The sequence below is a fragment of the Novosphingobium ginsenosidimutans genome, from assembly GCF_007954425.1.
Lineage (GTDB): Bacteria > Pseudomonadota > Alphaproteobacteria > Sphingomonadales > Sphingomonadaceae > Novosphingobium > Novosphingobium ginsenosidimutans.
Map to the genome: position 1 here is coordinate 2024952 of NZ_CP042345.1, position 12955 is coordinate 2037906.

The 12955-nt window shown below is 61.9% G+C and carries 14 protein-coding genes; 8 read left to right on the forward strand and 6 right to left on the reverse strand.

Annotated features, from left to right (window positions below; translation table 11 throughout):
* The 6 genes from FRF71_RS10085 (at position 1) to FRF71_RS10110 (ending at position 3753) form a co-directional block, all read left to right on the forward strand.
* Positions 1–492 carry a group I truncated hemoglobin gene (locus FRF71_RS10085; protein WP_147090532.1) on the forward strand — a complete coding sequence of 164 codons (492 nt, stop codon included), beginning with the start codon at positions 1–3 and terminating at the stop codon, positions 490–492.
* A gap of 181 nt (positions 493–673) precedes the next feature.
* Positions 674–874, forward strand: a complete 201-nt coding sequence (locus FRF71_RS15810; RefSeq protein ID WP_238339174.1) for a c-type cytochrome — start codon at positions 674–676, stop codon at positions 872–874.
* A gap of 137 nt (positions 875–1011) precedes the next feature.
* Complete coding sequence (locus FRF71_RS10095) at positions 1012–1551, forward strand: sigma-70 family RNA polymerase sigma factor (protein WP_337678511.1); 540 nt, start codon at positions 1012–1014, stop codon at positions 1549–1551.
* A complete protein-coding gene (locus tag FRF71_RS10100) occupies positions 1544–2242 on the forward strand; it encodes an anti-sigma factor (RefSeq protein ID WP_147090534.1) in 699 nt (232 codons plus the stop codon). The genes FRF71_RS10095 and FRF71_RS10100 overlap by 8 nt, the downstream gene beginning before the upstream one ends.
* A gap of 107 nt (positions 2243–2349) precedes the next feature.
* Entirely contained in the window at positions 2350–2877 is a 528-nt protein-coding gene (locus FRF71_RS10105; RefSeq protein ID WP_238339536.1) for a fasciclin domain-containing protein, read from the forward strand.
* A gap of 69 nt (positions 2878–2946) precedes the next feature.
* Complete coding sequence (locus tag FRF71_RS10110; RefSeq protein WP_147090536.1) at positions 2947–3753, forward strand: outer membrane protein; 807 nt, start codon at positions 2947–2949, stop codon at positions 3751–3753.
* A 291-nt stretch (positions 3754–4044) separates the two neighbouring features.
* Here FRF71_RS10110 and FRF71_RS10115 read toward each other — a convergent pair whose 3' ends face one another.
* The 4 genes from FRF71_RS10115 to sthA form a co-directional block, all read right to left on the reverse strand.
* Positions 4045–5703: a recombinase family protein gene (locus tag FRF71_RS10115; protein ID WP_147090537.1), complete on the reverse strand. Its 1659-nt coding sequence runs from the start codon at positions 5701–5703 to the stop codon at positions 4045–4047.
* A complete protein-coding gene (locus tag FRF71_RS10120) occupies positions 5700–6119 on the reverse strand; it encodes a DUF2924 domain-containing protein (protein WP_238339176.1) in 420 nt (139 codons plus the stop codon). The genes FRF71_RS10115 and FRF71_RS10120 overlap by 4 nt, the downstream gene beginning before the upstream one ends.
* Entirely contained in the window at positions 6116–6409 is a 294-nt protein-coding gene (locus FRF71_RS10125; protein WP_147090538.1) for a DUF3489 domain-containing protein, read from the reverse strand. The genes FRF71_RS10120 and FRF71_RS10125 overlap by 4 nt, the downstream gene beginning before the upstream one ends.
* A 246-nt stretch (positions 6410–6655) precedes the next feature.
* Complete coding sequence (gene sthA / locus FRF71_RS10130) at positions 6656–8107, reverse strand: Si-specific NAD(P)(+) transhydrogenase (RefSeq protein ID WP_147090539.1); 1452 nt, start codon at positions 8105–8107, stop codon at positions 6656–6658.
* 228 nt (positions 8108–8335) lie between these two features.
* Here sthA and FRF71_RS10135 point away from each other — a divergent pair, with 228 nt between their 5' ends.
* Positions 8336–9571, forward strand: a complete 1236-nt coding sequence (locus FRF71_RS10135) for a glycerate kinase type-2 family protein (RefSeq protein ID WP_147090540.1) — start codon at positions 8336–8338, stop codon at positions 9569–9571.
* A 281-nt stretch (positions 9572–9852) separates the two neighbouring features.
* Positions 9853–11412 carry a class I adenylate-forming enzyme family protein gene (locus tag FRF71_RS10140; protein WP_147090541.1) on the forward strand — a complete coding sequence of 520 codons (1560 nt, stop codon included), beginning with the start codon at positions 9853–9855 and terminating at the stop codon, positions 11410–11412.
* Here the strand turns inward: FRF71_RS10140 and FRF71_RS10145 are convergent.
* Both FRF71_RS10145 and FRF71_RS10150 read right to left on the reverse strand, forming a co-directional pair.
* A complete protein-coding gene (locus FRF71_RS10145) occupies positions 11409–12197 on the reverse strand; it encodes a sugar phosphate isomerase/epimerase family protein (RefSeq protein WP_147090542.1) in 789 nt (262 codons plus the stop codon). The genes FRF71_RS10140 and FRF71_RS10145 overlap by 4 nt on opposite strands.
* Positions 12194–12940 (reverse strand): glucose 1-dehydrogenase, encoded by a 747-nt coding sequence (locus FRF71_RS10150; RefSeq protein ID WP_147090543.1) that lies wholly within the window; start codon positions 12938–12940, stop codon positions 12194–12196. Before FRF71_RS10150 ends, FRF71_RS10145 begins: the two co-directional genes overlap by 4 nt.
* Positions 12941–12955 lie beyond the last annotated feature (15 nt).

Here is a 12955-nt window from a genome sequence, read left to right on the forward strand (position 1 = left end):
ATGCGTCAACTTGCCCTTGCCCTGCTGCTGGCAGCCATTGTCACGCCGCAAACCGCCGTTGCGGCCCAAGCGGAGCCCTCCGTTTCGGATCCGTCGACCAAACCCAAAGCCCCGACCCTGCCGATCATTACTGACGACGAGAACCTCTACAAGACCTTCGGGGAACGCGGTGGGCTAGTCCAGATCATGGACGACGTGATGGTCCGCTGGCTGGCCAATCCGCGCACGCGGCCGTTTTTTGAAGGCGCCGACCAAGCGAAGCTCAAGGGTCACTTGGTCGAGCAGTTCTGCGTGATCATGAAGGGCCCATGCACCTATAGCGGCCGGACAATGGCTGAATCCCACATGGGTATGAACGTGAACGAAGGCAGCTTCTATGCCTTGGTGGAGGAATTGCAAAAGACCCTCAATGCCAGGAAAATCCCGTTCCGCGCCCAGAACCGCCTGCTGGCGGCGCTGGCGCCGATGCACCGCGATATCATCGGAAAGTGATCCCGTGCTAGCCCGGCTATTACTCCCCATCGCGCTGGTCGGGCTTGCACTGGCGAAGCCTGCAGGGGCTTCTTCACCTCCCGGGGCCCCTGCAGTCGACGCCGCGAAAGCCTACAAGGCACGGTGCGGTTCTTGTCACGACCTCGATCAGAACCGCACCGGGCCCAAGCACCGCGGCGTGATGGGCCGCAAGAGCGGAACGGTGCCTGACTATCCCTATTCGCCCGCCCTCAAGGCCGCCGGCATTGTCTGGAGCCGGGCAACACTCGACAAGTGGTTGCAAGGCCCGCGCAAGCTGGTGCCGGGCACAAAGATGATCGTGACGGTACCTGACCCGGCGATGCGCACAGCGATCATCGGCTATCTGGAAACGGCGCGCTGATCATGGCGGTGAGCAGTGCCATCTCCGTCCTGCAGATACCGAATTTCCGGATCACAATGCTTGTGGCCGGTGCCGCAGTCCTCTAAGTCATTGTCGTGCTTGATCCTGATCCGCATGCGGCCAACCGCGCCAGGCTCGTGGCGGCGCTGTCCCGCACAGCCGGGGGAAATCGTGCCGCACTGCGGGAGGTCTATGATCTCACCGCCGGCAAGCTCTTTGGAATTTGTCTGAGAATTTGCCGCGATCGGGAAGGCGCAGAGGACGTGCTTCAGGACGTCTACCTCAAGATCTGGAACCGCGCGGGACGCTTTGATGCCGAGCGCGCTAGTCCGATCACCTGGCTCAGCGCAATTGCCCGCAATGCTTCGATCGACTGGGTTCGCGCCAATGCCCCGTTCGGAGCAGCTGGTGCACCAGAGCTCACCGACTGGCAATCGGCAGAAACGAACGAAGAGCTTGGCGCGTTCGAAACACTTGAAGCCGCGCAAACCCGGAAACGGCTGGAGCGTTGCCTTGATCAGCTTGGCCCCCAACAGGGCGGGGCCATCCGGGCAGCCTTCCTTGAGGGCTTCACGCACAGCGAACTGGCCGCCCGCCTGTCCGTGCCGCTTGGCACCATGAAAAGCTTGGTCCGGCGCGGGTTGCTGCATCTGCGGGAGTGCCTGGGCGATGCGTAGCGGTCTCACCCCCGAACAAGATGCATTGGCCGCAGAGCTGGCACTGGGTGTGCTCGAAGGCGACGAGCGCGCTGAGGCCCTGCGGATTCGCCTCGCAGATCCGGCCTTTGCCGCAGCGGTCGAAGATTGGCGCTTACAGCTGGGCGTCCTGCACGAAACTGGAGCCGATGAGCTGCCTCCGTCCGGAGTCTGGTCCGCGATCGATGCGCGAATTAGCGTTGCTGATGACGCGGAAACGGTCGACAAGCTGCGTTTCTGGCAGCGCTCGGCCTGGGCCAGCGGAGCAGTTGCGGCTGCGCTTGCGGTCGTCCTTTTGCTTCCCGACACACCCACTGTGCGCACCCTCGTCTTGCCGCCATCACAGTCTGCGATAGCGCAATTGAACGGCGAAGCCGGTGCCATCCTGGCTGCCAGCTACACGCCTCAAGCAGGCCAGTTGCAGATCCGCCCGGTCGATCTTCCGGACAGCAAGCTCTCGCCCGAACTTTGGCTGATCCCGGCCGACGGCGTGCCGCGCTCGCTTGGGCTGATCGGAACCACCGGCACTACCAAGATCGACGTGCCACTGGCCTTGCGGGCCTATCTGACCGATGGGGCAGTGCTCGCAGTTTCGCTCGAACGGGCTGAGACCGCGCCGCACAAGGCACCAACCAGCACGCCGATCGCGGTAGGGAAAATTTCGACAATCTAGCCAGCGGCTGCATCCACGCTGCCGCTTGCTCCGTAGCTTCCTGTGCATCCGCCCCGGATGCGCTGCTGGGAGCTTCAGATATGTCGAAGAATTATGCGCGCCTTGCAATGGCGTTGGCCGCGGCCACTATGCTTGGCAACAATGCCTATGCAAAGCCCAATCCGATGGTTGGCGGTGCCGCGATGTATCCGACCCGCACGGTCGTTGAAAATGCCGTTAATTCCAAGGACCACACTACGCTGGTCGCCGCAGTCAAGGCTGCGGGTTTGGTCGAAACACTTTCGAGCCCAGGTCCCTTCACGGTCTTCGCGCCAACCAATGCCGCTTTCGCCAAGTTGCCGGCAGGCACGGTCGAGAGTCTGTTAAAGCCCGAAAATAAGGCAACGTTGACGGCAATCCTGACCTATCATGTCGTCCCCGGACGCATAACCGCCCAGGACGTCGCGGCTGCAGCGAAGCGCGGCGGCGGCAAGGCCACTTTTGTCACGGTGAGCGGCGGCAAGCTGACCTTCTGGAAGAAGGGCATGGGCTGGCAGGTCCAGGACGCCAAGGGCAACTATGCAAAGATTACCATCGCCAACGTGATGCAATCGAATGGCGTGATCCACGTCATCGATACGGTCCTGCTGCCGTGAACCGCAGCCGGGTCGGTGAGCCCGGCTGCAGCGACCGAATTCTGACTTGATAGTTGAATGGAGGCTTACATGCGTAAACTACTCGTGCCGCTGGCATGCACCCTAGCCCTGCCTGCCCCTGCCCTGGCGCAGGATACCTTCGATGGATTCTATGCGGGTGCATCTGCAGGCTATGCCACCCTGCAGGGCCGCGACGAGACCATCACCTTCGACCGCGGCTCCAACGGCAGCTTCGGCGAGACTGTTACAACTGCGACCGGCGCCAACGCCTTCTCGCCCGGCTTCTGCAGCGGAGCCGCAACCTCGCCGCAGAATGCCGATTGCCGCAAGGATTCCAACGGCGGCTCGTACCACTTCCGGCTCGGTTACGACCGTCAGATGGGCGGGCTGGTGGTCGGCCTGATTGGCGAGATCGGCAAGTCGAACCTGCGTGACAGTGTCGCTGCGTTCAGCACCACCCCGGCCTTTTATACGATGACCCGCGAGGTTGATCTCGATGCTGCGCTCCGGCTGCGTCTGGGCACCACGGTCGGTTCGAAAACGTTGGCATACGTGACCGGCGGTGCCGCCTATGCCAAGCTTGATCACACGTTCGTGACAAGCAACACTGTTAACGCCTTCGCTGTGCTGGGGGACGACAACGTGTGGGGCTGGCAGGCCGGCACGGGACTGGAGCACCGCATCGGCAAGAACTTCTCGATCGGAGCCGAATATCTCTACAGCCGATACAGCGATAGCGATGCGCTAGTGCGGGTCTCCCAGGGCATGGCAGGCGCAACCAATCCCTTCGTGCTGGCCGGCGGCGTCGACTTCAAACGCGCTAGCGACCGGTTCGATCACCACGCATTCCGCGTGGTCGCAAACTACCGATTCTGATGTCACGCGGTCTAGACCAACACGCACTAATTTGATGGACTAGCGCATGGCCTGTCGCCTGGTCTCCCAGCGGCAGGCCATGCGAAAGGATTGTTAGGGCAGGATCTGGCGATCCGCTGCTTGTTCCATTCCAGCGGATGCACGCACTACACGTTCGTTTGGCTCAATTCCTAATGGCACTGCTCATCCCAAAGCTGGCCAGCCGACGCGCCGGTTCGCTGCCCGGAATGTCCGCTATCCTAATAGGCGCAGCTGAGAGGAGCCGTTCCGGATCGTCCCACAAAGCCGACATCAGCGGGGCAGATACTGCCGTTCCTGATCGCCCCACAAAGGCGCAATCGCATCCGTCCTAATTAGGGCCCTTGGCCCTGCCTCTTCGCGGATCTTGCCTGCCAGGATCGCTTCAGTGACTTTGGGCGAAAGAAACTGCAGTCGGACAACTCGCGTCATGTAGGAGGCCGTGACGCCCTCACGTTTGGCGAGGGTAGTTATGTCGAGCTCGCCCTTGGCAAGCTCTTGCCACCACGATCGCGCTTTGAGCAGATAGCGGATCAACCGGGGATCGGGCTTGGAGATAGCAGCTGCTCCAGTTTCTTCGACCAGTCGGCCGACCTTCCTGTCTTGCCGCAGTCGGACCCGGACCGTTCGGCAGACAGTGTGAGCAGGGTCATGCGGCCGGGGCATGCTTAGCAGGTCTGCCAAGCCCGCAGCAGCGATGTAGAGCTCAATGCGATCGCGATGGACCACCACCCGGTTCAAGAGCTGACGGATGACGGCTTGGTCTGACAAGAGCCGAGCACTGATCGCGGCGCACTTCGAGCCCAAGGATGGCAGAGCATCAAGACTGAGAGGTATTTGCGCCTTCTGAAGCAGCTCAAGCGGCTGGGTAAGCGCAGTGGCAAGCGCAGTGATGACCACTGGCTCGATTTCGGACGCGGGGATCCGCCGGATCTGCGTGGCGAAGCTGGCCTCCCTGTCCTGCCCAGCTTGACTGACATAGTACCGATAACGCCGGGTGCCCCGGGTCGTATGGGAAGGTGTAAGGAAAGTACCGCCGGCATCGAACAGCTTGCCTGCGAGCAAACTCCCGCTGCGCTTCCGTACGATCCTTGCGCCTTGGGTGTGGTCGGCAAGCTGTGCCTGCACCTTGTCCCAGGTTACCTGGTCTATGATCGCTGGATGGTTTCCGTCCCAGACCTTGCCTTTGTGGGAGATCTTGCCGGCATAAATGGGATTCTTGAGCAGGTGATAGAGCTGGCCTCGGCTGAACCCACGGCCGCCATAGGCGAAGCCCTTCTCGGTCTGGCGAGCGGGCGCCATGACGCCTTCATGTGCCAGGGCATCGGCCAGAAGCCTGACCGTGCCCAACTCAAGGTAGCGCCGGTAGATGCTGCGCACGAGCTCTGCGTGCTCTTCGACGATCGCCAGGCTGCGACCATCCGGCCGATAGCCCAGCGGCGGCAGACCGCCCATCCACATGCCCCTGGCCTTGGAGGCTGCAATCTTGTCGCGGATGCGCTCGGCGGTGACCTCGCGCTCGAACTGGGCGAACGAGAGCAGCATGTTTAGCGTCAGCCGGCCCATGCTGGTGGTCGTGTTGAACGACTGGGTGACGGACACGAAGCTGACCCCGGCTGCGTCAAAGGCCTCGACCAGTTTCGCAAAGTCGAGCAGCGAGCGGGTCAGCCGATCGACCTTGTAGACGACGATGATGTCGACCTTGCCGAGCTTCACGTCGTCAAGCAGCCGTTGGAGGGCAGGGCGCTGGAGGGTCCCGCCAGACAGCCCGCCGTCGTCGTATGTCTCGCCCACCTGCTTCCAGCCTTCTGAGGCCTGGCTCAGGACATAGGCTGCGCAAGCTTCGCGCTGCGCGTCGAGCGAGTTGAAGTCCTGTTCCAGACCCTCCTCGCTCGACTTACGGGTGTAGATCGCGCAGCGAACGACCGTCATGCCGCACGCTTCTGCTTGAGGCCGAAGAAGGCCGGGCCGGACCACCTGGTACCGGTGATCGCCCGGGCCACCTCGCTCAGCGAGTTCCACTGCCGGCCATTCCAGCTGATCGTCCCGGTCTCGTTGACCATGACGACGTGAACCGTTCCATTCCACTCGCGGACCAACCGCATCCCGGGGGAAGCCGCCCGTGTTTCGCTTTTGTCATTCGCCACCTGTTGGAGCGTCTGGCTGGTCTTGCGCGAAAGGCCACCAAGTGACTTGGCCTGGATTTCCCAGGCTAGCGCCAGGCGGAGCAGGGCAGGGCTTACTCGCGGCACAGGGGCACCCTTAAGGTTCAGCCATTGCGCGCGCAGCTGCGCTGGCGATTGCTCCGCCAGCGCAGCTACCATTTCCTCGAATCTAGCAGTCTTCACGACTTCGTGCTCAGCAGGTGGTACCAGCTGGCACCGTCTCGTTTGAACCGTTCGATCTCGTGGCCCTTCTTGCGTAGGCCGGTCAGGACAGCGCGGGCTGAGTGCGGCAACCAACCGGTCGCGTCGGTGAGTTCCGTAAGCGTCGCGCCGCTTTCACGGCGGAGCAGGATCAGAACTTGGTCGATCTTGCTGCCAACTTGGGCTGGTGTCTCAACTTTGGTGGCAGCTGGTTTTTGCGATTTTGGTGTTGCTGCGTTCACCTGCGGTTCGCGTGCCATCTTGCGAGGCATATTGGGTCTCCTTGATTAGAGAGCCGCAACCGTCGCTGCTCCCACTGACCAAGGCCCTGCCGCTTCGATCGGTCAGGGTGATTGCGGACTGGAACTGCCTGTCGAAGAACACCAATGCTTACATGCTAGACCTAGTCCAGCGATTTGTTCTTCGGTTGGGGTTCAGTCCCAGGCATGTGCGCATGGCCATTTCCAGCGTAGTGCAAATGAAGCTGAGGGCGAACGTCATGCAAGCGGCGGAAGAATCTAAGCTGAGGCTGCGACTGACCCTACCTGCAATGAAATGACCTCTCCCGATTGAGCCTGCAGACGGTTCCAGATATCCAGCGCGGCGATTTTGTAGCCTTCGGCTAAAGTCGGGTAGTTGAAGCTGTTCTCGATGAAGTAGTCGAGTGTTCCGCCAAGATTCAGAACGGCTTGGCCGATGTGGATGAGCTCGCTGGCGCCTTCCCCAACAATGTGAACCCCAAGCAGTTTGCGCGTCGAGCGGTCGCAGATCATTTTGAGGATGCCGTAGTCCATTCCCATGATGTGACCACGTGAGGTCTCGCGGAAACGAGCGACACCGCATTCGTAGCTAAGCCCCTGCTTTCTGGCTTCCTCTTCAGACAGGCCGACACATGACATTTCGGGAACGGAATAGACCCCATAAGGAGGGCTCTGGTCTTCTATCGAGGTGGGCCTGCCAAATGCATGGCAAGCCGCGGCCCGTCCCTGCTCAAGGGAGGTCGATGCAAGACTTGGAAAGCCGATAACATCGCCGGCTGCGTAGATATGCGGCTGCACCGTCTGGAACGTCTTGCGATTGACCTCAAGCCGGCCACGCGCATCGGCGGTAAGGCCGGCGGCGGCCAGGTTGAGATGCTCGGTTGCGCCGACCCGTCCAACTGTGAACAGCACAAGCTCTCCAGAAACCATGCGTCCATCGGTTAGAACGCAGACTGGGTCACCGTTGGCGGCAAACCGGATATTCTCGACGTCGCCGTTTAGGCGCAGCCCGATACCACGGTCGCGCATCAGGTGAACGAGATGATCGACCACCTCGCGATCGAGAAATTCGAGCAGGCTGGGACGCGGGTCAATCAAGGTGACCGGAATATCGAGAACGCTGAAAATCGTTGCGTATTCTACTCCGATCACGCCGCCGCCGACTACGACCAGGCTGCGCGGAAGCCGGGGATTGAGGATGAAGTCATCACTGTCGATGACGTTCTTGCCGTTGAACGGAATGTGCGCAGGGCGATGTGGCGCGGTGCCCACGGCGATGAGAATCTTGTCCGCTTCGATCCGCTCTTCGACCACATTTCCGGCCATTTCGCGTTCGACAACAAGCGAGTTTGGACTTTCGAAGCGGCCGCGACCCACGCAGACCGCGACGCCGTTGCGCGCAAACTGATGCTCGAGCACGGCAACTTCGTGATCAAAAGTCTTTGCCATGCGCACGGCGAGATCGTCTGACCCAATGTTCTCCTTGGCCCGAAAGCTGCGCCCATAAAAACCCCGCTCGCGCCAGCCGGAGAGATTGAGCGCTGTCTCGCGCAGGGTCTTCGATGGAATGGTTCCGGTGTGAACCGAAACGCCACCGACCTTGCTGCGATCATCAATAACGAGAACCGATTGACCAAGCTTCGCCGCTTGGATCGCGGCGCGCCGCCCCGCCGGGCCGCTGCCCAGAACCACGAAATCATATCTAGCCATCAGCGCATCCTCGATCTCTTAACCTTAAGAACGACGGATGCGGGAGATTCTGAAGCAATTAACTGAGAGAACAAGCAGCCTGAGCCTCACGCGCAAGGTCACCTGCCGCCTGGCGGTCAACTCTCCAACGTAACGGAGGGCGTGCAGCGGACGAGGTGTCCAGCCAATCCCGCTGGCTGTGCCGTGGCGCAGGTTGCGTCGCCCCTCAAACGCAGGGATTATGCGATCATGAGCAATCGCCAACTATTGACCGACTACTTCCTTCACGGCGTCGCCGCCGCCAGCCCACGGCTGACCCTGCCCGCTGTCCTGCCGACCGGTGCGCCGTGCGGGCGCACTCTGGTGCTGGGTTGCGGCAAGGCGGCCGCCGAGATGGCGCTGGTTGCGAGCGAATGCTTGGCGGGTCCCGTCACTGGCTGCGTCGTGACCCGCCACGGCCATAATGTCGCAACGCCCCCTCCCGCCATCGAGATCATTGAGGCTCGCCATCCCGTGCCCGACGAACTCAGTCTGCGGGCTGGTACACGCTTGCTCGACCTTGCGGCTGAAGTCGGCCCAGATGACAGGGTCATCTTCCTTATCTCAGGTGGCGGCTCCTCGCTGCTTTGCGCGCCGGCCCACGGCATCGATTTCGAGCAGAAGCAGGCGATCGGCGAATGGCTCGTCCGCTCCGGCGTCGGGATCGAGCAGATCAATCTAGTCCGCCGGCATCTCTCACGCATCAAAGGTGGGCGGCTGGCCGCCGTTGCTGGCGCGCGCGGGGCAGAGCTGCTGACCTGTGTCGTCTCCGATGTCGCCGGGGATGATCCTGCCTTGGTCGCCTCTGGTCCAAGTATCGGTGCCGCTTTTGAACCGGAAGCGGCCATCGCCATCCTCCGGCAGGCAGGCTGGGATGTCAGCAGCGACCTGGCAGCAACGATCCGGGCCAACCGGCCACCGGCAGTTCCAACTCACCCGGTCCACACCTTGGCAACCAATGCCGATGCCTTGGCAGCGATCAGCAGACGGGCCAAGGAAGATGGCTGGAACGTGGTGGATCTCGGAGGTTCCTTGACCGGCCCAGCCGGCGCAATGGGCCGGGCGCACGCCGACATCGCCCGGGACCATGCTATGCTCCCGGGTCGGCACCTACTGCTGTCGGGCGGAGAACTCACCGTGCTGCGCGCCCGTCAGGACGGTCGCGGCGGCCCGAACCTGGAATACCTCGCCGGAGTGCTGTCGGGCCTTGATCGAACCGATCCAATCGAGGCTCTTGCCGGCGACAGCGACGGGATTGACGGGACCGAAGACAATGCCGGGGGCTACCTGACCGCCGGCTGGGCAGACCACACAGCAGCTGAGCAGGCCCTGGCAAGCAACCGCACCTATGACCTGTTCGCTGCACTGGGCGGCCTCGTCAGAACCGGGCCGACCCGCACCAATGTCAACGACATCCGCATGATCGCCGTGGAAGGCCACACGTGATCAGCACCGGATTTGACCTTCAGCCGAGAGCAAACCAGCGTTGCAATAATCGCAGCGGCTATAAGTTACCCAGCCATTGGCTCTAACTGTTCTAAAGGAACTCAGACTTTGCCTTAGTCGACGCGAACCCTGAACGAATATCCGGGCCGCGATCGCCGTTTTTCGCTGCCCCCAATTGACCGCTTTGAAAGCCCGCGACACTAGTGTTGCGGTCCGGTCTGGACAATTGCGCAATAATCGCCTCCGGCTGCCAGGCAGAGGATTTGGCTGACAGGATAGTAATGCAGGGTTTCAGTCTGACCCAGGCCATTCGCCGGGCAGTGGCAATCAGGCCTAATCAGGTCGCAGTGATCGACGCCGCGGCGCGCTTTAGCTGGCGGCAGTTCGCTGACCGGGTGGCGCATTTAGCAGCGGCCTTCATCGAACTGGGCGTGCAGCCGGGTGACCGGATCGTGCTGCTAGCCTTCAACAGCCACCGCTCACTCGAATGCTTCTATGCGGCGATGTGGGCCGGCGCAGTGATCGTGCCGCTCAATCACCGGCTGGGTCTGAGTGAGATCGTGGCGCAGACAAACGATTGCTCGCCCAGCGCCGTGGTCCTCGGCTCAGACTTCGTCCACCTGGCTGATGCGCTTGGTAAAGGCCCAGAAGGGCAGACGCGGGCGCTGGTGCATAGCGCCGAAGGCCTAGCGCCCGACGGGTTCGCTGCCTTTGAGGAACTGATTGGCCGGCATGAACCAGTGCACGATGCTTGTCGCACCGGTGATGACCTAGCTTGCCTGCTCTATACCAGCGGCACGACCAGCGCGGCCAAAGGCGTAATGCTGAGCCACGCCAACTTTTGCGCCAACACCGCCAACGTCGTCCCCGAACTGGCGATGGACGAGAACACAGTGCACCTGCACCACGGTCCGCTGTTCCATGTCGCCTCGGCGGCGCGGTTGTTTTCGACAACGCATGTTGCTGGAACGCACGTATTCCTGCCGCGCTTCGTAGCCGCCGAGGTAATCGCTGAGATTGCCCGGACCAGGGTGACCCATGCCACCTTTGTGCCGACCATGTTCCGGATGATGCTGGATGAGCCGATCATGCAGACCTCCGATCTTTCTAGCCTGCGCTATGTTTCTTATGGTTCAGCGGCCATGCCCGAGCCGCTGCTGCGCGAATTCATGGCGGCACTCCCGGGTGTCCTCATGCTCCAGTCATATGGCATGACCGAGCTATCGCCGGTGGTGACGATCTTGGGCTGGCGGGATCACTTGCCTGAGGCGGCGGACAGCGGCCGGCTCCGCTCTGCCGGGCGCCCGGCGATGCTAGCCGAAGTCGCGGTGGTTGATGCAGAGGATCGTCCGGTACCCTGCGGAACGCATGGCGAAGTGGTCGCTCGGGGGCCGATGGTGATGCAGGGTTACTGGAACCGGCCGGACCTGACCGCAGACGCTCTGCGCAGCGGCTGGATGCACACCGGCGATATCGGCTTTCTCGACGAGGCCGGTTATTTGTACGTTGTCGACCGGCTAAAGGACATGATTATCACAGGCGGTGAGAACGTCTGGTCGCAAGAAGTTGAAAACGCGCTGGCTTCGCACCCAGCGGTTGCGCAGTGCGCGGTAATCGGTAAGCCTGACCCGCATTGGGGTGAGGCGGTCCATGCCGTGGTCAACCTGCGCGAAGGGATGAGCGCTAGTGAAGAAGAGCTGATTGCCCACTGCCGGAGCCTGATCGCACACTACAAGTGCCCGCGCAGTGTTGACCTGCGTAACAAGCCGATGCCGCTGAGCGGGGCGAACAAGATCCTGAAGTCGGAGCTTCGGGCGGAATTGCTGGGCGAGGCTGGCTAACGGGCCTGCAACCAGCCGCGCGTTGCCGTTGCCACTGCTTTGGCGCGCTCACCCAGGGCTGGATACGTATCGCGCAGCGCTTTGGAACGCAGTTCAATGCTCAGCGGAATGCCAGCCGGAAGTGCGTGATAGAGCGCGCCGAGCGGCAGTCCACCTTCACCGCATTGCTCTCGTAGGTCGATGGCATCGGTGATGATCGCGTTGAAATCAGCTGGGTCGGGGCGTTCTGACAGTGCATCGCAGAACTGAGCATAAGGCAGCAGTTCACGGGGCACCTGAGCGATGGCATCAATAGCGCTCCCGGATCGGTCGACATGGATCGGATCGATCAACAGCGCGCTCAGGGGATGGGCGACTGTACTAAGCACGTCCAACGCTATCGTCAGGTTCTTGACTTCGGTAAAGATCCCGAACTCCAGCGCGACGTGCATTCCGGGGCCCTCGGCATGTTCGCACAACGCGGCAAGCCGGGCGGCGGTGGCGCTCATGTCCGGATCGGAGGAGACACAGAGCACATTGCAGGCACCCAGTTCAGCGCCAATGTCGATACAGGCCTTGTGGGCCGACAGGTCGTCGCCCGGCTTGATCCAGATGACCTCGACATCGAGTAGCGGCAGCCCGGTATCGGCTAGCGCCGCCCTAGCTTCGCGCAGTAGGGCGTTGGTCCATTGCTCTGGCTCGATCCACAGCCCGGTCATGTCGAAGCCACCTTCTGCCGCCGCGCGGATCGTCTCGACCGGGCCCGCGCCGGGGACGATACCGGCGGCGAAGGATATCGGGTTCATATTGAGCTGCCCCCGTCGACCTTGAACTCGGCGCCCGTAGTGAACCCGGCCTCGTCTGACGCGAGGTAGACCGCCATGGCCGCGATCTCTTCCGGCTTGCCGATCCGACCGATCGGATGAGTCCCGACCCAGCCGGCATAGACCTCATCCGGGTTGGGCACCTGGGCCAGCACCTTGTCGAGGATCGGGGTATGGATCACGCCCGGGTGGATTGAATTGCAGCGGATGTCATAGCCGCTAGTGGCGCAATGCATGGCAACTGACTTGGTCAGCAGGGTTACCGCCGCCTTGGCCGCGTTGTACGCCGCCAGGCTCCCGTTGGCGCGCAGCCCAGCGAGCGAGGACATGTTTATGATCGATCCGCCGCGCCCATGCGCCTTCATGTTGGCGACTGCATATTTGCAGCCCAGGAACACGCCGATCACATCAATATCGAGCTCGTGCCGGAACTGCTCGAGAGTCACGTCCTCAATCGAGCCATAGGTGGTGATCCCGGCATTGTTGATCAGCACGTCGATGCTGGCGGCATTGCCAAGGGCGCGCTGCCATTCCGCTTCCTGCGCAACGTCTAGGTGCACGAAGCTGGCCTGTTGACCCAGTTCGGCGGCCAGGGCATGCCCGCCCGTATCGTCGATATCAGCGATGATCACAGTCGCACCCTCTGCCACAAAGCGCCGGACCATGGCATTGCCCAGGCCGGATGAGCCCCCGGTGATTAGCGCCCTCTTGCCTTGCAATCGCATCGTCAATCCTTCTCG

What these genes read in the sequence shown, in the direction of transcription:
- FRF71_RS10085 (WP_147090532.1), top strand. Translation starts at nt 1, where the DNA reads ATGCGTCAACTTGCCCTTGCCCTGCTGCTGGCAGCCATTGTCACGCCG.
- FRF71_RS15810 (WP_238339174.1), top strand. Translation starts at nt 674, where the DNA reads ATGGGCCGCAAGAGCGGAACGGTGCCTGACTATCCCTATTCGCCCGCC.
- FRF71_RS10100 (WP_147090534.1), top strand. Translation starts at nt 1,544, where the DNA reads ATGCGTAGCGGTCTCACCCCCGAACAAGATGCATTGGCCGCAGAGCTG.
- FRF71_RS10105 (WP_238339536.1), top strand. Translation starts at nt 2,350, where the DNA reads ATGGCGTTGGCCGCGGCCACTATGCTTGGCAACAATGCCTATGCAAAG.
- FRF71_RS10110 (WP_147090536.1), top strand. Translation starts at nt 2,947, where the DNA reads ATGCGTAAACTACTCGTGCCGCTGGCATGCACCCTAGCCCTGCCTGCC.
- FRF71_RS10115 (WP_147090537.1), bottom strand. Translation starts at nt 5,703, where the DNA reads ATGACGGTCGTTCGCTGCGCGATCTACACCCGTAAGTCGAGCGAGGAG.
- FRF71_RS10125 (WP_147090538.1), bottom strand. Translation starts at nt 6,409, where the DNA reads ATGCCTCGCAAGATGGCACGCGAACCGCAGGTGAACGCAGCAACACCA.
- sthA (WP_147090539.1), bottom strand. Translation starts at nt 8,107, where the DNA reads ATGGCTAGATATGATTTCGTGGTTCTGGGCAGCGGCCCGGCGGGGCGG.
- FRF71_RS10135 (WP_147090540.1), top strand. Translation starts at nt 8,336, where the DNA reads ATGAGCAATCGCCAACTATTGACCGACTACTTCCTTCACGGCGTCGCC.
- FRF71_RS10140 (WP_147090541.1), top strand. Translation starts at nt 9,853, where the DNA reads ATGCAGGGTTTCAGTCTGACCCAGGCCATTCGCCGGGCAGTGGCAATC.
- FRF71_RS10145 (WP_147090542.1), bottom strand. Translation starts at nt 12,197, where the DNA reads ATGAACCCGATATCCTTCGCCGCCGGTATCGTCCCCGGCGCGGGCCCG.
- FRF71_RS10150 (WP_147090543.1), bottom strand. Translation starts at nt 12,940, where the DNA reads ATGCGATTGCAAGGCAAGAGGGCGCTAATCACCGGGGGCTCATCCGGC.